General features: G+C 46.9%; 17 protein-coding genes. 6 read left to right on the top strand and 11 right to left on the bottom strand.

The window, feature by feature from the left end; genetic code table 11:
* Window positions 1-364: 364 nt before the first annotated feature.
* On the bottom strand, window positions 365-1,180 hold the full coding sequence (locus ACO0KV_RS15855; protein ID WP_423043746.1) for a mechanosensitive ion channel family protein: 816 nt from the start codon (window positions 1,178-1,180) through the stop codon (window positions 365-367).
* A gap of 283 nt (window positions 1,181-1,463) precedes the next feature.
* Here ACO0KV_RS15855 and ACO0KV_RS15850 point away from each other — a divergent pair, with 283 nt between their 5' ends.
* The gene (locus ACO0KV_RS15850) at window positions 1,464-1,964 is read left to right on the top strand and encodes a Dps family protein (protein WP_423043744.1); all 501 of its coding nucleotides are present in this window, start codon (window positions 1,464-1,466) and stop codon (window positions 1,962-1,964) included.
* A gap of 38 nt (window positions 1,965-2,002) precedes the next feature.
* Here the strand turns inward: ACO0KV_RS15850 and phnE are convergent, their stop codons facing one another.
* The 8 genes from phnE to prpR form a co-directional block, all read right to left on the bottom strand.
* A complete protein-coding gene (gene phnE / locus ACO0KV_RS15845) occupies window positions 2,003-2,824 on the bottom strand; it encodes a phosphonate ABC transporter, permease protein PhnE (RefSeq protein WP_423043742.1) in 822 nt (273 codons plus the stop codon).
* A complete protein-coding gene (locus tag ACO0KV_RS15840; protein ID WP_423043740.1) occupies window positions 2,821-3,666 on the bottom strand; it encodes a PhnE/PtxC family ABC transporter permease in 846 nt (281 codons plus the stop codon). Before ACO0KV_RS15840 ends, phnE begins: the two co-directional genes overlap by 4 nt.
* A 12-nt stretch (window positions 3,667-3,678) precedes the next feature.
* Window positions 3,679-4,548 carry a phosphonate ABC transporter ATP-binding protein gene (locus tag ACO0KV_RS15835; RefSeq protein WP_423043738.1) on the bottom strand — a complete coding sequence of 290 codons (870 nt, stop codon included), beginning with the start codon at window positions 4,546-4,548 and terminating at the stop codon, window positions 3,679-3,681.
* A complete protein-coding gene (locus tag ACO0KV_RS15830) occupies window positions 4,548-5,441 on the bottom strand; it encodes a putative selenate ABC transporter substrate-binding protein (protein WP_423043736.1) in 894 nt (297 codons plus the stop codon). Before ACO0KV_RS15830 ends, ACO0KV_RS15835 begins: the two co-directional genes overlap by 1 nt.
* A gap of 80 nt (window positions 5,442-5,521) precedes the next feature.
* Window positions 5,522-6,511: a diguanylate cyclase domain-containing protein gene (locus ACO0KV_RS15825; RefSeq protein WP_423043734.1), complete on the bottom strand. Its 990-nt coding sequence runs from the start codon at window positions 6,509-6,511 to the stop codon at window positions 5,522-5,524.
* A complete protein-coding gene (locus tag ACO0KV_RS15820; protein ID WP_423043732.1) occupies window positions 6,511-7,122 on the bottom strand; it encodes a chemotaxis protein CheC in 612 nt (203 codons plus the stop codon). The genes ACO0KV_RS15825 and ACO0KV_RS15820 overlap by 1 nt, the downstream gene beginning before the upstream one ends.
* Before the next feature lie 2 nt (window positions 7,123-7,124).
* Window positions 7,125-7,484, bottom strand: coding sequence for a response regulator transcription factor (locus ACO0KV_RS15815; RefSeq protein ID WP_423043730.1), 360 nt, complete (start codon window positions 7,482-7,484; stop codon window positions 7,125-7,127).
* A 101-nt stretch (window positions 7,485-7,585) separates the two neighbouring features.
* Window positions 7,586-9,190, bottom strand: a complete 1,605-nt coding sequence (prpR, locus tag ACO0KV_RS15810; protein ID WP_423043729.1) for a propionate catabolism operon regulatory protein PrpR — start codon at window positions 9,188-9,190, stop codon at window positions 7,586-7,588.
* Window positions 9,191-9,515: 325 nt separating this feature from the next.
* Between prpR and prpB the strand changes: the two genes are divergently transcribed.
* The 4 genes from prpB to prpF all read left to right on the top strand — a co-directional run bounded on the left by prpB (window position 9,516) and on the right by prpF (window position 15,979).
* Window positions 9,516-10,406, top strand: coding sequence for a methylisocitrate lyase (prpB, locus tag ACO0KV_RS15805; protein WP_423043727.1), 891 nt, complete (start codon window positions 9,516-9,518; stop codon window positions 10,404-10,406).
* A gap of 196 nt (window positions 10,407-10,602) precedes the next feature.
* Window positions 10,603-11,757, top strand: a complete 1,155-nt coding sequence (gene prpC / locus ACO0KV_RS15800; protein ID WP_423043725.1) for a bifunctional 2-methylcitrate synthase/citrate synthase — start codon at window positions 10,603-10,605, stop codon at window positions 11,755-11,757.
* Window positions 11,758-11,996: 239 nt separating this feature from the next.
* Complete coding sequence (gene acnD / locus ACO0KV_RS15795; protein WP_423043723.1) at window positions 11,997-14,591, top strand: Fe/S-dependent 2-methylisocitrate dehydratase AcnD; 2,595 nt, start codon at window positions 11,997-11,999, stop codon at window positions 14,589-14,591.
* Between the two features lie 197 nt (window positions 14,592-14,788).
* Entirely contained in the window at window positions 14,789-15,979 is a 1,191-nt protein-coding gene (gene prpF, locus ACO0KV_RS15790; protein ID WP_423043721.1) for a 2-methylaconitate cis-trans isomerase PrpF, read from the top strand.
* 161 nt (window positions 15,980-16,140) lie between these two features.
* Here prpF and ACO0KV_RS15785 read toward each other — a convergent pair whose 3' ends face one another.
* Complete coding sequence (locus tag ACO0KV_RS15785) at window positions 16,141-17,016, bottom strand: HDOD domain-containing protein (RefSeq protein WP_423043720.1); 876 nt, start codon at window positions 17,014-17,016, stop codon at window positions 16,141-16,143.
* Between the two features lie 226 nt (window positions 17,017-17,242).
* The gene (locus ACO0KV_RS15780) at window positions 17,243-19,102 is read right to left on the bottom strand and encodes a DUF885 domain-containing protein (protein WP_423043718.1); all 1,860 of its coding nucleotides are present in this window, start codon (window positions 19,100-19,102) and stop codon (window positions 17,243-17,245) included.
* A gap of 261 nt (window positions 19,103-19,363) precedes the next feature.
* Here ACO0KV_RS15780 and ACO0KV_RS15775 point away from each other — a divergent pair, with 261 nt between their 5' ends.
* A complete protein-coding gene (locus ACO0KV_RS15775; protein ID WP_423043716.1) occupies window positions 19,364-20,353 on the top strand; it encodes a fumarylacetoacetate hydrolase family protein in 990 nt (329 codons plus the stop codon).
* The last annotated feature ends 37 nt before the right edge of the window (window positions 20,354-20,390 follow it).

The following is a 20,390-nucleotide window of genomic DNA, read 5'->3' as shown; positions in this document are numbered from 1 at the left end:
AGGCGCAATTCGTTCCCATTGATCATCTCTCAACATCAGTCGCAGCATCGTTTCATTCTTTAAAATCTAGAATGTAAACACACTTCGGGAAAAGTTAACAGCTTTTTATATGTCAACACGCCCTAGTGTACGTTTTTTTAATATCTTCAGTGTGACGAATAATCGGAAGCGTATGCAGTAAATTTTTGTTAAATCGCGATTTTTATTGGTGTTCTGTATGCCTTACTTTATTTTTAGTTAATTTTTTTACTTAATGCAAAGATGATGCTGCTATTAACTTTGAAGATGAGTGAAACGCTTATTTTGCGCCTCACTCATCTTCTATCAAAAGTGAAACAAAAAAGATGTTTCAATACCTGTGTATTTAGGCTTGATTCTGATGAACCGCTACCTGGTATACCGCAGGAACAGGCCATCCGGCTTCCGCACACGCAGCAGCGATAGCCTTGTTGGTGTCAAAATAGACTTGCCAATAGTTCTGATTACTGCAGTATGGACGAACGGCTATTAAACTACCAGCAGCATTAAATTCTAAAATTTCAATCGTTGGTGCGGGCGAGGTGGTGATGTTTGCTACCTTTGAAATGTGTTTGGATAACATTTCTATTGCTTCGAGCGGGTTAACGCCGTTTGCTATCTGACACTTTAAGTCGACACGACGATGTGGATTGGCAGAGTAATTGACCAGATTGTCAGAGAATATCTTGCTGTTTCCTACATATACACGCAAGTTATCTCCGGTGGTCATTGTTGTCGAAAAGAGGCCAATCTCAGTCACTTCGCCAGTCTGACCGCCAGCGCTGATCGCGTCACCAACTTTGAAGGGACGCAAAATAACAAGGAATATGCCCGCTGCAAAGTTGGAAAGCAGTCCAGACCACGCGACACCGATGGCAACGCCACCAGCGGCAATCAGGGCAGCAAACGAGGTCGTCTGAATTCCGCAGACATCCAGAATCGCCATGACCAGTGCGATTCTTAAAGCGACCCGTAATGACGACTCGCTATACGTAATCAATGTTGGATCGACTTTGCGTAATGTCATTGCCCGACGCAATAAATTGGTCAGCATACTGATGACAAAGCCACCGATAATCCAGATCGCGATCGCAGCGAAGATTTTTAATCCAAATGGTACGAGATAAACGTTGATTAAATGTTCAATATCAATAGTGGGCATGGTAAACCTGTTATGTGGTGTCAGAGGTCGTTAATATCGGTTTTGGTGGATTTTCTGTCAAGATGGAATATGTAAAGTATTGATAAAAAAAGAACTTAATTTTCTATTTTTAAAGATTGGCGTAAGAAGTTTAAATATTGAAAAATTTATTAATTTCAGCGTTTAAATCACTTTTAACTATGGCTTAAATAGTGAAATACCATTGGTAATTGATGTGCTGCGAGAGCACACTTCTACTCGTGCCAGACCTCTTGTCATGGTGAGAATTTTTAGGGAGATGAAGATGGAAAAGATAACTAATGCACCGCGTCAGTCAATGATCGATATCGGTATTAACGATGCAGACCGCACCACAATCGCCCAGGGATTATCCGCCTTGCTCGCAGATAGTTACACACTGTATTTGATGACCCACAATTTTCACTGGAATGTCACTGGTCCCCATTTTAATACACTGCACACCATGTTTATGGCCCAGTACACAGAACAATGGAATGCGCTGGATTTAATTGCGGAACGAATTCGGTCTCTGGGGCACCCTGCACCAGGTACATACAAAGAGTTCGTTCGTTTATCCTCTATTGAGGAAGCTGAGGGAAAGCCCAAAGCGATGGATATGGTGAGGTATTTAGTAAAGGCGCAGGAGGCAACTGCCAAAACGGCGAGAAATCTGTTTGGATTTGTGGCTGAAGTCAATGATCAACCAACGGCAGATTTGCTCACGCAGCGTTTGCAGGTACACGAAAAAACAGCGTGGATGTTGCGTAGCTTACTCGAAGAGTAAATGGCCGACTTACACTACCATCCCGCTTCATTCGACAATTAATGCATCAGGCGACGTCGGACCGTAAAACTCAACGCATCGACGAGTGCCACCAACAGCAGCATTGCGATAATGACGGTGGCAGCGGTGGGCATTTGAAAAAGGGATAGATGATATTTTAGCATCTGCCCCAGTCCACCAGCACCCACCACGCCCAGAATAGCTGCAGCACGGATATTGTTTTCCCAGCGATATAGTGTGTACGACATCATTTGTGGCAAGCCTTGGGGTAAGGCTGCGTAGAGAAAGGCGGCAATAGTGCTGCTGCCATTGATTCGTAATGTTGATTCGCAAGCGTCTGGTAGGTTTTCTAAGCTTTCTGCAAATAAGCGGCCTAATACGCCTGTAGTATGTGCAGCCAAGGCAATCGTCCCTGCGAAGGGGCCAAGGCCAGCGGCAATAAGCATAATCGACGCCCACACTAATTCTGGAATTGCACGGCATAAATTAAACAATAAATAATTGCTGTATTTCGCGATGCGACCAAAACGACCGCTTGCCGGTAGCGCCAGAATGATAGCAATGATGGCTGCAATAGCGGTACCTAACGCTGACATTGCTAAAGTTTCGAGCGCGGCAAAAAATACTTTCTTTAGTAACGGTGCGCTGAGATCCGGTGGTACAAAACCGCTGATAAATTCTTTGATGTTGTTTGCAGCCTCTTCACTGAATAGATTATGCCAGTCGATATTGAGACTGATAAAGCTACTGATGACGAGTGTGATCAGAAAAATGATAACAATCACCGTTTTTACTTGCATGACCGGATGCGAAGTCGGTAATTGGTGAGTGTCTCTCAATGGAGATGAATCAATTTTCATTTTAAATTTCTACGGAAAAACTGACTCAGTGAATCAGCCAGGCTAACCAGAATCATAAAGACGATTAATATGGTTGATACTTCGCCTCCCGCTAGCATTTTTAATGATTCATCCATCCGCTGACCTAAGCCGCCAGCGCCTACAAATCCCATGACAACGGATCCTCTGATTGCGCATTCCCAACGATAGATCGTGTACGAGATTAGTTCCGGTATGGCGTTCGGCAATGTGCCATAAAAAAATGCAGTAAGGCGTGAGCAACCATTTTCTAACAATACTTTGCTGGCATGTGGATCGCAGGATTCGATGATTTCTGCATAAACTTTGCCTAGCATGCCGCTGTAGGTTAGGGTGATGGCGAGCACGCCAGCCGCAGGGCCTAGGCCCATGATGCGGACAAAGATCAATGCCCAGACCAACTCGGGAACGCTACGCAATAATACTAACAACCAGCGAACACTTTGTCTGATCAGATAGGATGACCAATGCATGTGGTTAGTGCCTAGTCGCGAAATAGATAACTGTTCATTCACGATCAATGTCATCGGTATCGCGATGAGTATTGATAAAGTAATGCCCGCAGTGGCCATTGCGATGGTCTGCCATGTCGCACTCAAAACGATATAAAGGAACTCGACATCATGTGCAGGTGGAAAAAAGTTCACGAGAAAGCCGGCCGTTGCGGACAAGCTTTGTGCATCGATTAATTCCCATGGTTTGAATTCTGTCACCACGAGTGCTGGCCAGAGTAACAAGAGAGCAAGCAAACAAGCGGTGATGCGTCCGCGCCATGATGGGTCGCGGAGGATGTCGGATGAATAGGAATGTGAGTTGGCTAGCATGTTGCCGGTATGTCAGAAACAGCGAGGGTTGTTAGTGGCTGTATACAGGTTTTCGCGTGTTTGGTCAGTAGGTGCCTCATCACGGGCATGCTGGTATAAGTCGGCTATCATTTGATCGTCGACCGTGCTACTGTCGAAAAAGATTTTGCCGTCACGTAAGCCGATGATGCGTTTAAATTTACTGCGTGCCAGATCTACTTGATGCAGGCTGCAAATTAAACTCGCATTTCTGCGTTGTGCCTCGTCTTGCAGCGTATCGAGGGTTTGAATTGCCAGGCGCAGATCGAGCGCTGATAAAGGCTCGTCAACGAGTAATAATTGTGCGTCGGACAGAAGTAATCTCGCTAAACCGCATCGCTGACGTTCTCCTCCGGACAGTTGATCAACATGTGCGTACAGCTTATCTTCCAGATCAAACCGCGATAGAGCTTGATAGGCAGCCATTGGATCAGCTGGTTTTATCAGACTACGCAGTGCGGTAGCAAATGACCACAAGGGTAGTCTACCTGCTAGGACGGAGGTAATGACCCGTTGTCGCGGGGGAAGTGGTGGGGTTTGAGGCGCAAGGAAGAGTTTGCGACGCAGGTGATGTCTTTCTCCATTAGACAGCGCCCAAGCCTGCGCTCCATCGATTGATACTGTTCCGGAGTGCGGGCGATAGGCGCACGCCATCGTATGCAGGAGCGTGGTTTTACCTGCCCCAGAGGGGCCGATAATCGCAATTTGCTCGCCCTGTTCAACATTGATGTTGATGTTCTGCAGGGCGTAGCGCTTTAAGTACTGTAAATCATCCAGAGCACTGCCCGGTATCTCCACACTGCCGCTCGCGGGATGCTGTACATAGAGCTGCTGCAATTGGAGGTGCGGTAGTACTTGATTCATTACTTCAGGAGCCCAGCATTGTGTGCTGCTGCTTCAATTGCTTTGTAGTTGTCAGCTTTGGTCGGGATAAAACGTTTGGTCCGTTGCAGATCCAGAATTTCTTTTTCCTGCGGATCGTTCGGATTTAACGCTAAAAAAGCATCGCTGATTTTTTTCTGCACTTCAACTGGCATATCTGCGCGGACTGACCAGTTGTAGTCAAAATAACCTGGCGTCGTGTAAAACACGTGCACTTGCTTGGTATCGGCTTTGTTTTGGGTAATTAATTTTTCCCAGACGGAGATATTCAAGGCGCCAGCATCGACTTTGCCACCTGCAACGGCAGCAACAGTGGCGTCATGCGCACCAGAGAAGGCGATTCGCTTGAGGTCTGTGTCAGGATTAATTTTTGCTGCCAGCAAATAGGAACGCGGCATTAAATGGCCAGACGTCGAGGATTCCGATCCAAAAGTGAACGTCTTTCCTTTTAAATCTTCCAGCTTGTGAATATCGTTTTTGGTTGTGATAAAAACGGACTGGAATTTCTCATCTTCCTCGCGTTGAACGAGAGGAATGATTTGGCCTTTACTGCGAACATTCGCTTGGACAAATGTAAAACCACCAAACCACACCATATCAAGCTTGTGATTAATTAAACCCTCAACGGATGCTGCGTAGTCTGTAACTGGAATGAACTCTACTTTCATGCCGAGTTTTTTTTCCAGATAGGCACCCAGTGGTTTGAATTTTCTTTGTAGTTCGGTTGGTGCTTCGTCCGGAATCGCTGAGACACGCAATGTTTGCTGTGATGTTGCTTGTTGCGCCATGCTGATTGTGCATACGCCGCTTAAGCTCAGGGCTCCAGCTGCTACCAACGCGCTAAAAACGCGACGCGACATAGTTGATGTGGTCATAAATCAAATTTCCGTTGGAAGAAAATAAAGTAAACAGCTTATACCAAAACTGAAAAATAGGCAGAGTCTAGCAAAAATTATCAGGACTTTGTTTCGGCGATATCTTCTGATTGCGGATGGTTCAGAAAGAAGGATCGGTTTCTCCCGCCTCGTTTTGCACTGTACAGGGCGGCATCGGCCGTATTTAATAACTGTCTCGGATCGTTGGCAGTGTTACCTGTCAGTGTGCTGTGGCCGATACTGATGCTGATTCTCCCACCGATGCGAGATTTTTCATGTGGGATATTCAGATTCCAAACAGCTTGCCTGATTTTTTCCGCAAATAATGTCGCTGATGCCTGGTCCATATTTGGTAGCAGTAGTACGAATTCTTCTCCGCCAAATCTGGCGACGACATCGCCGACACGTTGCAATTGTTTCTTTAGTACGTTGGCGACTTCAATTAATGCGTTATCACCGACTACGTGGCCATAGCAATCATTGAATTCTTTAAAGAAGTCGATATCAATCATGAAAACTGAGAGCGGGATATGTTGGCGTAGTGTCTGCCCGAGCGCGATCTTGTAATGCTCATCGAAAAAACGACGGTTATATATCCCTGTTAAACCATCAGTCGTTGCCTCTTTTTTGAGGAGTTCAGAATGTGTGCGGAGAATTTTTTCGCGCTTAATGGATGTTGTTGAATCTGTGATCTGTACTAGGCAGCAGCGCTCTGTTTCTATGTTGATTGGCGTGAGCGAAATAGATTGAGGTAACCGTTTTTCGTTTTGCTCATGCCCTCGCGCAAATAAGGCCAGGGGAGAGCGATGCAGCGCATTAGAAAGTACCACTGGTAATCCATAATTGATCGTGTTGGTGATCGCTGTGATGAACGCTGCGCTGGGTGCTTCCGAAAAAACGTCAGCAATATTGTTGCCTAACGCGTTAACTGCCTTGGTGCCACTATGTTTTTCAACCCAGTTATTCCAAACGGTGATTTTTTTATGCTTGTCTACAACGATTAATCCCAGATTAATTGAGTTGAAAATCTCTTCCATCAACAGTGACGATGGGGGTGTTAAGACAGACATTAAATCGCCCCTAGAAAGTGCTCGATTTGTGCGACCAAGTCCCGCAAGGACGTTGAGCTCAAAACGAAAATTAAATGACCTTCCGAATGGCGTTTCTCAATAGCGAGATCAATGTGCAACAGTAGTAAGTAAGGCTCATCTTCGTTGGTGCTAACACGTTGAAAAATTTCTTCAACTGTGGACACAGTGTAATCAGGTAGTGAGCAGTTAAGAGGAATGCTTAGCATATCTGCCATTGCAGACAAGCAGGCATTGAGGATGATATTACCTAATTCGCACATTGCTTCCTGTTCGAATTCAGCGAGGTCTTCAAGGCTGATTTGTGAGCCCATCATGTCGCGCACAATTTCGAGTGCGTGTGCTTCGGTGAAAAGTAGAATAGCTTCAGCTTCAAATGCGCCAGTGAAAGTTTGGTGAACAGCGCCAAAGCGTTCGCTATTGAGACCCATCACCTCCTTGTCAATTTCAGACGATTTGCGAATCTCTACAGAGGGAACCGAAAGAAGAACTTCATCTCCGACAATCTCTGAGAGACTTGCCGCAGCTCTGCCGGCGCCAACATTGAATATCTCACTCAATGCGTCCAGATGAAGTTCAGTTAGAGAGATCATTTTTAGCTTAGGAAGTAATTGGTAACAATAGCTATCGACTTTTCTGTGACAGGTTTCGAGACAAAAATTGAGCCTAATGAGTTAGCGCGCGTTTGCATCGCATCCTGAACGTTGGCGGAGAAGATCACGATGCGCATCGCCGGGTGCGCTTGTAGTATCAATTCTGCGGCATCGGTGCCCAACATGCCGGGCATGTTAATGTCCATTGTGCAAAAATCAACATGCTGCTCTGCGGTGATTTTGATTGCGTCTTCGCCACAACCGGCTTCGATGATTTCCCAGTCGGGTTGTGCTGCTTTTATATGGGCTCGTATCACCATCCGTGATACTTTGCTGTCATCAACGATGAGAAGTTTTGTCATGAGTTTTATTGGGTTGCAAGTTGACAATGTTATTTGTGATAAATCCGTTCTATTCTCATTTTACATTACAGTTTCAGAAAATTTACATGTAATCCACTCAATTAGTGTTTCTTGAGCTTTCGCCAGAGGGTTGTGCGGCTGATTCCAAGAAATGCAGCTGCCGCTTCCCTGTTATTGTTGAATTTTTCCATTACTTGCTCCAAGGAAATATCCGTTATCTCGTCGCTTATTTGCAGAGTTGGATTTTTGTTCATTATGGAAGGCGCATCGAGTTCTGGAAGAATCTTTCGCGCGAAAGCGGCGGTGAGTGCCTGTAAAGGCTCTGCACTTAAAAATAATCCCAGACGTTCCATCATATTCCGCATTTCCCGGACGTTCCCGGGCCAGCTATATTGTTCGAATAAATGACGGCACGAATTGATCTGAGCGTGAAGGTTAAGATGAGGGCGCGCACCGATGCTAGCTAAGGCGTGTTTGAGACTCCACTCCGCGAGCGGTAAAATATCTTCGGTTCTCTCGCGCAGGGTTGGCATCTGTAAGCGTAAAACTGCTAACCGATAAAATAAATCTGCCCTGAAAAGGCCTTCTTTAATACGGGTATCGAGATCGCAATGCGTTGCGCTGATAATGCGGATATCAATTGGAATTGGTCTTGTGCCACCAACTCTGACAACTTCGCGTTCCTCAAGTACACGCAGAAGGCGAGTTTGCAGGCTCAGTGGCATTTCGCCGATTTCGTCCAGAAATAACGTACCGCGATGGGCTGCTTCAAATACCCCGGCGTGCCCTCCACGTCGAGATCCTGTAAAAGCGCCTTCTTCATAACCAAATAATTCTGACTCCAGCAGACTTTCGGCGATCGCGCCGCAATTCACGGCCACGAACGGATATCGAGCGCGCGCACTTTCTTTATGCATTGCTTGGGCAGCGAGCTCTTTACCTGTCCCTGTCTCACCTTGCAGTAAAACCGTGGCGGGTGAGCGTGCATACAGTGAGATGGCGCGTCGTGTTGCTTGCATTGCAAGCGATTCGCCACGCAGATCGCGTATGTCGTGCCTAGCGCGTAAGGAGTCAGTTGCTGCATGACGACGGCCGCGATTTGATTCCAGTTGTGTCAGACGGGCTAACTCCAGTGCATCATCAAATGCCTGCCGTATGGATGTCGCTGAATACATAAATATGCCTGTCAGGCCTGCTTCTTCTGCTAGGTCTGTGATCAATCCAGCGCCGACAATCGCGCGGATGCCGCTGGCTTTCAGTTCGCTGATCTGAGCTCGTGCGTCTTCTTCAGTGACGTAAGTTCTTTGCTCTAAATCGAAACCAAAGGTGGTTTTGAAGTCTGCCAGTTCTGGCATGGTTTCTTGGTAGGTGACAATACCTATTTCGGCAGAGACTTTGCGGGCTCTGGCTAAGCCCTGCATCACATCAAAGCCACTCGCTTTGGCAATCACTACCGGCACTGGGAGGCGATTTTTGAGATAGGCACCGTTTGATCCTGCTGCAATGACGACATCGCAGCGCTCTGTCTGCAGGCGCTCGCGGATGTGTTGCACTGCTTCTTCAAATCCCATGTACAAAGGAACGATGTCTGCATTGGCATCGTACTCCACCATAATGTCCCGAAACATGTCAAATAATCTTGAAATTGAGACTGTCCAGATGACGGGTCTGTCTTGTGGGTCGCGTGATGGCGTGTTTGATTTCATGGATTCTGAGGTGTTAAATCGCATTGACAGGCATGTTTTGTGTTGCGTTTCAAAAATTGTTGCATTTGATGTTTCATTGATTTCATTTGAAACATTATTATGAAACGTAATGAGGTGGGAAGGCAACCGCTAATGTGGTGTCGGTATGTTTTAAGTCCTTGATTTTTATGAAAGTACGACTAATCTATCTCGCAGCCAGTCTGGATTGGCACGCTGATTGCATTATGCTTAGTGAATTCTGTTCAACATACGGGGCTGATAGCAACATGTTGCACCTCATCTGCGACAAAACTGAGGCCTCACTAACCTGAAAGATAACCACGATATGAGTAATTACTCCGCAGGTGCTGCCTTCCGCAAGGCAATGCAAGAAGAATCACCATTACAAGTCGTAGGCGCAATCAACGCTAACCATGCCTTGCTTGCCAAGCGCGCTGGTTTTAAGGCGATTTACTTATCTGGTGGCGGTGTTGCCGCTGGTTCACTGGGCCTGCCAGATCTGGGTATTTCTAATCTGGATGATGTTTTGACAGATGTACGTCGTATTACGGATGTTTGTGATCTGCCATTGCTGGTAGATGTCGATACTGGATTTGGTTCTTCCGCGTTTAACGTTGCCCGTACTGTCAAATCAATGATCAAATTTGGCGCAGCTGCGATGCATATTGAAGACCAGGTTGGCGCGAAACGTTGCGGTCATCGTCCCGGCAAAGAAATTGTTACCAAACAAGAGATGGTTGACCGTATTAAAGCGGCAGTGGATGCCCGTACTGACGAAAACTTCGTCATCATGGCGCGTACAGATGCGTTGGCCGTCGAGGGACTCGAGGCGGCGATTGAGCGTGCGCAGATGTGTGTTGAAGCTGGTGCTGATATGATTTTCCCAGAAGCGATCACGCAACTGGAGATGTACAAGCAATTTGCGAACGCAGTCAAAGTACCTATTCTGGCTAATATTACAGAATTTGGATCGACACCTTTGTACACGGTTGAAGAGCTGAAATCCGCTGATGTTGGCTTAGTTCTCTATCCGCTGTCGGCATTCCGTGCAATGAATAAAGCAGCTGAAAACGTCTATACAGCAATCCGTCGTGATGGCACGCAAAAAAATGTGGTCGATACAATGCAAACACGCATGGAACTGTACGATCGCATTAATTACCACGATTTCGAACAAAAACTGGATGCATTGTTTGCCCAGCAAAAAGTGAAATAAATTTTGAAGATCCCCGCTCTCAACACAGAAATAATAGTGACCGCTTTTCTGGTTGAGGGTGAACGCATATCAATCCTTAACCTCTCTTGCTGAGCCAAGGTACAGGAAATGCAAGGACGATCAATCTGCTCTTTTGCTTTTCTGTGCGTATCTGGGTCTCCGCGGCGAGTGTTTTTTTGAAAATCTGGAGAAGACGATGACAACCGAAACAACAAGCACTTTCAAACCAAAAAAATCTGTCGCTTTGTCAGGTGTAACCGCGGGTAATACTGCGTTGTGTACCGTAGGTAAAACTGGCAACGATCTGCATTACCGCGGATACGACATTCTTGACGTAGCAGATGCCTGCGAATTTGAAGAAATTGCCCATTTGTTGGTGCATGGTAAATTGCCAACTGGTGCAGAATTAGCTGCCTACAAAACCAAATTAAAAGCATTGCGTGGCTTGCCAGCCAACCTGAAAGCGGCATTAGAAACACTGCCAGCATCTTCACACCCAATGGATGTGATGCGCACAGGCGTATCCGTCTTGGGTTGCACATTGCCAGAAAAAGATGATCATAATGTGCCAGGTGCACGCGATATCGCTGATCGACTGATGGCTTCGCTCGGCTCTATGTTGCTCTACTGGTACCATTTCAGCCACAACGGCAAGCGTATCGATACAGAAACTGATGATGATTCCATCGGCGGCCATTTCCTGCACCTCTTGCACGGAACAAAACCAAGCAAATCTTGGGAAAAAGCGATGCATACATCGCTGATTTTGTACGCAGAACACGAATTTAATGCATCCACATTTACTGGCCGCGTGATTGCTGGTACTGGATCCGATATGCATTCCGCTATTACTGGCGCGATCGGTGCGTTGCGTGGTCCTAAGCATGGTGGTGCAAATGAAGTGGCATTTGAAATTCAAAAGCGCTACGACAATCCTGATGAAGCAGAAGCAGATATCAAAAAACGCGTCGAAAACAAAGAAGTAGTGATTGGTTTTGGTCATCCTGTGTACACGATCTCCGATCCACGTAACAAAGTGATCAAAGAAGTGGCGCGCGACTTGTCCGTGGAAGCGGGTTCAACAAAAATGTTTGATATTGCTGAGCGTCTCGAAACAGTGATGTGGGATATCAAAAAAATGTTCCCGAATCTGGACTGGTTCTCTGCAGTGTCTTACCACATGATGGGTGTACCGACGGCAATGTTTACGCCATTGTTTGTGATTGCACGTACCTCAGGTTGGGCGGCGCATATCATTGAGCAGCGTATCGATAACAAAATCATTCGTCCAAGTGCTAACTATGTTGGCCCTGAAGATTTGAAATTTGTACCTTTGAACGAACGTAAGTAAGTATTGAAATCGTCGCACCACAGTCGCACAAAAAGACGCGTATATCGCCTTTGAAGACTGTGTGCATACTACTCGGTGACGTACCCGCTTAACCATAGAATGGCTCAAGCGGGTACCTTATTCGGGGCGATGATGCGACGATGCACATGTCATTCATCACTCTGGTGCACTTTAACCAGCTGACGAGTTAACCTCTTTTCTTCGCACTGCAAATTGCTTCAACAATGAGCGAGCACACAATGAATACACAATTCCGTAAGTCTCTACCCGGCACTAAGCTGGATTTTTTCGATGCCCGTGAGGCGGTCGACGCCATTCAGGCTGGCGCTTTTGATAAGTTACCGTACACTTCACGTGTGCTGGCTGAAAATCTGGTCCGTCGCTGCGATCCTTCAACATTAACTGACTCATTAAAACAGCTGATTGAACGTAAGCGTGAGCTGGATTTTCCATGGTTTCCGGCACGTGTGGTGTGCCACGATATTCTGGGTCAGACCGCGCTGGTTGATCTTGCTGGCTTGCGTGATGCCATCGCGGAGCAGGGTGGGGATCCGGCGCAAGTTAATCCTGTCGTGCCAGTGCAATTAATTGTTGATCATTCGCTCGCTGTTGAATGCGGCGGCTTCGATCCAGATGCCTTTGAAAAAAACCGCGCCATTGAAGATCGTCGTAATGAAGATCGCTTCCACTTTATTAACTGGACAAAGCTGGCATTTAAGAATGTCGATGTTATCCCGCCAGGCAACGGCATCATGCATCAGATCAATCTAGAGCGCATGTCCCCAGTGATTCAATCTCAGCAAGGTGTTGCATTCCCAGACACATTGGTTGGTACTGATAGCCATACACCGCACGTCGACGCACTGGGTGTGATCGCCATTGGTGTGGGTGGTCTGGAGGCGGAAAACGTCATGCTCGGTCGTGCATCTTGGATGCGTTTGCCGGATATTATCGGAGTTGAACTGAGTGGTAGGCCACAACCAGGTATCACTGCGACCGACGTGGTGCTGGCACTCACAGAATTCTTGCGTAAATCTAAAGTAGTCGGCGCATATCTCGAGTTTTACGGTGTTGGCGCTGCTGCACTGACGCTCGGTGATCGTGCGACGATTTCTAATATGGCACCAGAGTACGGTGCGACAGCGGCCATGTTCAGCATCGATCAGCAAACTATCGATTATCTGAAGCTGACAGGTCGTGAGGATGCGCAGGTGGCGTTGGTAGAAACCTATGCGAAGACAGCTGGTTTGTGGTCGGATACCTTGGTTAATGCTGAATATGAGCGCGTACTGAAATTTGACTTGTCGACAGTGGTCCGTAATATGGCCGGCCCATCTAATCCGCATGCACGCGTTGCCACGGCAGATCTGGCCGCTAAAGGTATTGCAGGTGCATGGGATGATGTACCAGGTCAAATGCCTGACGGTGCAGTGATCATTGCAGCGATCACAAGTTGCACGAACACCTCTAATCCACGTAACGTGATTGCTGCTGCTCTGTTGGCACGCAATGCGAATCGTCTCGGTCTGACCCGTAAGCCATGGGTAAAATCATCGCTGGCGCCAGGATCAAAAGCAGTGACCATGTACCTTGAAGAAGCCGGTTTGATGACCGATCTGGAAAAGCTAGGATTTGGTGTCGTCGCCTACGCCTGTACCTCCTGTAACGGTATGTCAGGTGCGCTGGACCCAGTCATTCAGCAAGAGATCATTGATCGTGATTTGTACGCCACCGCCGTATTATCTGGTAACCGGAATTTTGATGGTCGTATTCATCCTTACGCTAAACAAGCGTTCTTGGCTTCTCCGCCCTTAGTTGTTGCTTATGCGATTGCTGGCACGATTCGTTTTGATATTGAAAAAGACGTATTAGCTGTCGTTGACGGCAAAGAAATTCGTCTGAAAGATATCTGGCCAACTGATGAAGAAATTGACGCGATTGTGAAATCGAGCGTTAAACCAGACATGTTCCGTAAAGTCTACGAGCCAATGTTTGCGATTCAGGCTACACAGGCAAATTCAGTGAGCCCATTGTATGACTGGCGTCCACAGACCACGTACATCCGTCGTCCTCCGTACTGGGAAGGTGCATTGGCTGGTGAGCGTACGATGAAGGGTATGCGTCCGTTGGCAGTTTTGGGTGACAACATTACGACAGATCATTTGTCACCATCCAACGCGATTATGCTCGACAGTGCGGCAGGTGAATATCTGGCCAAAATGGGCTTGCCTGAGGAAGATTTCAATTCCTATGCAACGCATCGTGGCGATCATTTGACGGCACAGCGTGCGACATTTGCTAATCCAACTCTGAAAAATGAAATGGTTCGCGATGCCGAAGGTAAAGTCAAAGCTGGGTCGTTAGCTCGCATTGAACCTGAGGGCAAAGTAACACGTATGTGGGAAGCGATTGAAGCCTACATGGAGCGCAAACAGCCGTTAATTATCGTCGCTGGCGCTGACTATGGCCAAGGTTCTTCACGTGACTGGGCCGCAAAAGGGGTACGTCTGGCTGGTGTTGAAGTGATTGCTGCTGAGGGTTTTGAGCGTATTCATCGTACTAACCTGATCGGTATGGGTGTGCTGCCACTCGAATTTAAACCAGGTGTTAACCGCCTGACACTAAATCTGGATGGCACAGAAACCTATGACGTAATTGGTGAGCGTAAGGCGCGTCAGGATCTGACGTTGGTGATCCATCGTAAAAATGGCGAGCGGATTGACGTCGCGATGACTTGTCGTCTCGATACAGCGGAAGAAGCCTCGATCTATGAAGCGGGTGGTGTGCTGCAACGTTTTGCGCAAGATTTTTTAGAATCAACGAAGGCAGCTTAACTCCGTATCGGACTTGCGTACGTCATGCAACACAGAGGTGCTGCAGCACATAAAGAATGTATGAAGGATAAGATCGTCAATTGGATTGTTCTTACTTCAGTTTGTGCTTCCGACTCTCTGCGCTGAGCTATTTTGATGTACGCAAGTTTTTCAGTTTTAAGGTGTAGATTGTTAAGATAAAAAGACGAAAGATATAAATGACTCATCCAGCTCAGATTAAAATCCCCGCGACATATATTCGTGGTGGCACTAGCAAGGGCGTTTTTTTCCGTTTGCAGGATCTGCCACCGGCAGCGCAGGTGCCAGGTGCCGCGCGTGACGCAATTTTGTTGCGAGTGATCGGAAGTCCGGATCCTTATGGCAAACAAATTGACGGTATGGGTGGTGCGACGTCGTCAACAAGCAAGACGGTTATTTTGTCTAAAAGCACAAAGCCAGATCATGACGTTGATTATTTGTTTGGTCAGGTCGCGATTGATAAAGCCTTCGTTGACTGGAGCGGAAATTGCGGTAATTTATCTGCCGCCGTTGGCTCATTCGCTATTAGTGCAGGGTTGGTTGTTGCTGAACGTATTCCGCAAAATGGTGTTGCTATTGTGCGGATCTGGCAAGCCAATATCAGCAAAACGATCATTGCACATGTGCCCGTCACCAACGGTGAAGTGCAGGAAACAGGTGACTTTGAACTCGATGGTGTGACATTTCCAGCGGCAGAAGTACAGTTAGAGTTTATGGATCCAGCAGCAGACGAGGAGGGCGCAGGTGGATCCATGTTCCCGACGGGTAATTTGGTTGATGATCTGGAAGTTCCTGGTCTCGGCACTTTAAAAGCAACCATGATCAATGCAGGTATTCCCACTATTTTTGTTAATGCAGCAGCGATTGGCTACACCGGAACTGAGTTACAAGATGTTATTAATGGTGATGCTAAAGCACTCGCAATGTTTGAAACTATCCGCGCTCACGGAGCTGTGCGGATGGGGTTGATCAGGCATATTGATGAAGCTGCGCAACGTCAGCACACACCGAAAGTAGCTTTTGTTGCTCAATCCGCTGATTATGTATCGTCAAGCGGTAAAGCAGTTGTGGCTAAGGATATTGATCTTCTTGTTCGTGCGATGTCGATGGGTAAGTTGCATCATGCCATGATGGGCACTGCCGCGGTCGCTATCGGTACTGCAGCAGCTATTCCTGGGACGTTGGTCAATCTTGTTGCTGGCGGCGGTGAACGCACTGCAGTGCGCTTCGGGCACCCTTCAGGTACCTTGCGTGTAGGTGCGGAAGCGTCGCAGATCGATGGTGAATGGGTTGTGAAAAAAGCGATCATGAGTCGTAGTGCCCGCATTTTGATGGAAGGCTGGGTGCGGATACCTGGTGGTAGCTTTTAATTGGCAATCATGTCGGCTGATATAGGTTTAAGGTTCTGTTGAGCGCGACGCTCTAGCTAGCTGACTGCGCAACGGCGCTGGTGATGCGAACACCCCTCGCTCTGAGGAGTGTTCGCAAGTTCAAGACGACTCCTCCATTAACCGCTCAACAAAAGAATGCGCTAGCTTATTAGTGCGGCAGTGAGTGATCTTAATTCTTCCTCTGATTCTTCGAGGATGCTATTGAGTGTGCCATCACCCACAACAAAATCAATTTCCGAACTAAAGCGTTCATGTTCAGCGTAAGAGTTAAAGTCAAGTGGAGAGTGTGTACTTGCCAATTCGTTAGCAAGTAAAATCGTGTCGCCTAAGGTTTCTGGAGGCATGGCACGTAAGCCGTACCACAGGGCCTCTAGAGCTTCAGTGACTGCCGTAGGTAGGTGCAGATTTTTAATCACAGCCCGTCCAATTATCGCTTCACTTGATTCTAGGTCGATAATTGTATCTGCAAATTCTGGCAAGGTATCGTCGACATCAAGCATGTCCTCTGGTTGTAACAATGCTGGAAATTCTTCTGCTCGTGATATCAGGTAAAAGTTACCCACTTCATGGACAATACCTGCAAACATTGCAGTGTCGGCGTCAAGTTTTGTAATTCTGCGGGCGATCACTTGTGACAGTGCTGCAACCTGCGCAGTATGCTCCCATAATTTATTGGTCATTGATCGGATGTGTGAATCCTTACTGGTTCCTGCAAGCTGACGTACGATGACGGAGGCGACGACTGTTTTCAATGAGCGAAATCCCAGTCGGTTAATGGCTGCTTTGACATTGGTAACATCACTGCCGCGATTAAACGCAGCCGAATTAGCGATAGCAACAACACGTGCCGCCAGCAAGGGCTCATTCATGATGAGTTTTGTTGCGATATCTACAGCGCAATCCGGATCGTCCAGCGCCTGTTGAATTTTGAGTGAGGCAGCAACATTGGTTGGGAATACCAAATCCCCACGGTTTGCCTGTTCGACTATGCTTTTGATGGCTTTAGATCTGTTCATCGCAAAGGTCAATCATTGAGGGTTAAGTAGTAGTGCGTTTCCTGTACATGTAAAACTGTCACTTACCAAAGTGATAAAGAAACTGCCCCGTCGTTAGCTTGTGTTAGGGCAGCCCCTTTGGCAACATTGATGAAACGATTTATTAAAATAAAAACGTAGCTAGATCATTCTGCTTGACTTAATCTCGAAGGTCAACCGCGCTTTGTGATAAAAGTGCCTGTCGTTACTATTTTGCTGATTGTTGTTCCGCAATCCATTTCAGCATTTTAGCTTCAAGAAGCGATAATGGAAGGGTTCCATCGCTTAAAATTGCATCATGGAAGCGACGAAGATCAAATTTGTTGCCGAGTACTAGTTCTGCTTTATGGCGTAATTCTTGAATCTTCAATGAGCCTATCTTGTAGCCAAGAGCTTGTCCTGGCCACGCCATGTAGCGCTCGATGCACTGGCGTGAAACCGCTTCGCTATAGCCGAGGGTTTCTTGGAGATACTGGACTCCTTGTTCGCGCGTCCAGCCTTTTGTATGCATGCCTGTGTCGACGACTAATCGCGTCGCACGTAACATTTCATCACTTAAATGACCGTAATACGAACTTGGGTCATTCTGGTAGAGTCCCATGTCGGTTCCCAACGTTTCTGCATACAATGCCCAACCTTCTGTGTAGGCATTATTGCCACCGACTTTTCGGAATTTAGGAACATCTAATTCTTGCAATGTCGCCAAATGGAAATGGTGACCAGGTTGTCCTTCGTGTAAAAACAGGGTTTTCATCCCTGTCGTAGCGTAGTCGGCTGGATTGTTGATGACGGCCCAGAATACACCCGGGCGGGAGCCATCAATCGCTGGTGCAGAGTAGTGATCAGAAGCAGTAGCACGGCTAATCTCTGGCTCTGGGCGGATGTCGAGTGGCGCCTTTGGTATATGTCCAAAGAGTTCCGGTAACTTCAGACGTATTTGTGCATCGATAACACGGTAGGCATCCAGGACTTCTTTTTCTGTTTTAAATGGGCGGTATTGTGTTTGCTGCTCCATCCATGCAGGTAATCCTTTTGGCTCGCCGTTGTACCCAAGGCGAGGCCCAAGTGTGGCGTATTCATTTTGGATGCGCGCCACTTCTTTTAGGCCGATTGCGTGAATTTGTTCTGGTGTTAGTTGGGTGGTAGTCTGGTTTTCAACCCAAGCTTTGTACCATTTTTCACCGTTTGGTAAAGCGCTCCAGCCAGTCGTTGCGCGGCTCGCTGGAAGATATTCGTTGTTCAGAAATTGGTTGAACTGACGTAAAGCAGGCAGCGTCAACTGATTGATGACATCACGATAGGCTTTACTCAGGCGAATCATATCTTTTTCAGAGAAATCTTTTGGAAAGTTTTTGATCGGCTGATAGTAGGCCTGATCCTCCGCTTTATCTGCTAATAAGTCTTTGTATTGAGGAAGGGTGGAAATGACCAGCGCTTTTGGTAACACGATGCCACGATGAATACCTGTCCTCATATTGACTGTTGCCTGTTTTAACCATATGGGCAGTTGTTTGAGTCGACTTAAATAGGCTTCATAGTTGGCGACCGTCGTTAGTGATTGCGCACTCTGACCACTGGCGAACTGGGCTAGTGTGACAGGAATGCTATCCATTTGATTAATGGGCATTAACATGTCATCGAATTTAGCCATCTGGATGGCTGCATCCAATTCGTACTTCAGGCAGTCATACGTTACTTGATCATTTGCAGTCAGATTTTTACGGGGAATATTGTTTAATTGTCTGGCGATGTGTTGCAGTATCAACGTGTGCTTGGCTTTGATTGCCGGATTCAGTGTTTGCGGGAGGCGATCGTCATAACGATTGTCGCCGATATAGGTCGCAGAAATTGGCTCAAATTCAGCCTGTTGATCGTAATAATAGTCTGCTAATTTAAGAAGCCGTTGGCTATCTTCGCGATGGTCTGCTTGCATTTCAGTCTTGCCTGATTTTGGCGATGCAACGTCGGCGGCGGAGCTATTGACGTGGATACCGGCATTGATGAGCAATGCGGCCAAGATAGGGCTAAAAAAAGCGAGGGTAGTACGAAGACGGCGATGTTTGTTCATTGCTGATTCCGGAGAAAAAATGATGCCTTGGTAAGGCAAAAATAGTTAGGCGTATTTTACGCGAGCCAAAAGTAATTCTATACCTTGATTCTCGTCAGTGTTGTAGATTGGGCAATGAGTTAATCGTTGAAAGGTATAGATAAAGCATCATTCTGGTTCGCACTGCAGCAACAAATCAATGATAGATCGCTACAACTTTATCGTGAACTTCAATAATTCATTCATGTAAAATCGTAATGATGACGACAAATGAGGAAAACAATGAAGCTTGCAACTCTGAAAGATGGTTCGCGTGATGGTCAATTGATCGTCGTTTCCCGTGATTTAAAAACGGCCTGTATCGCCAATGGAATTGCGCCTACGCTACAGCGTGCGCTCGATGACTGGAACTTCATTGCACCGCAACTGGAAGAATTATATGTCCGTCTGAATGCGGGACGTGCAGCCAATAGCTTTGAATTTGTTTCTCAAAATTGTCTCGCGCCATTACCTCGCGCTTATCAGTGGGCAGATGGTTCTTCTTATGTTAACCATGTCGAACTGGTACGTAAGGCGCGCCAGGCAGACATGCCAGAAAGTTTTTGGCATGACCCATTGATGTATCAGGGGGGAAGTGATGACTTTATCGGCCCTTGCGATGATATTGTGTTGGCATCGGAAAAGTGGGGGATTGATTTTGAGAGTGAGATCGCCATTATTACCGGCGATGTGCCAATGGGTGTTAATGTACAGTATGCCGGAGAGCACATTCGCTTGCTGATGCTCGTCAATGATGTGTCACTGCGCAACCTGATTCCGGCAGAATTAGCGAAAGGTTTTGGTTTCTTTCAATCCAAACCTGCAACCAGTTTCTCACCCGTTGCAGTCACTCCTGATGAATTAGGCGAATTCTGGCGTGATGGTAAAGTACATTTGCCGCTGCGTTCTAGTTGGAATGGTAATCTGGTTGGGCAGCCAAATGCTGGTGTGGATATGGTGTTTTCATTTCCGCAGTTAATTACACACCTATGCAAAACCCGCAACGCGCGAGCAGGCACTATTATTGGTTCAGGGACAGTGTCAAATAAAGATGCTGCCAAAGGATTTAGCTGCATTGCTGAGAAACGTGCGTTAGAAATGATTGCAACCGGGGAAGCAGTGACGCCATTTATGCATTTTGGTGACAGTATCAAAATTGAGATGTTGGATAAAAATGGCAAATCAATTTTTGGCGCGATTGATCAAAGCGTCGTTGAGACTGAGGGAAAGTAGGCATCTGACGATACGTTTGTTCGCTATTACTGTTATT

It is taken from the genome of Undibacterium sp. RuRC25W (assembly GCF_049339825.1).
Classification (GTDB): Bacteria; Pseudomonadota; Gammaproteobacteria; order Burkholderiales; family Burkholderiaceae_D; genus Undibacterium.
Note: the sequence above shows the minus strand (reverse complement) of the source record. Positions and strands in the feature narration are given on the sequence as shown.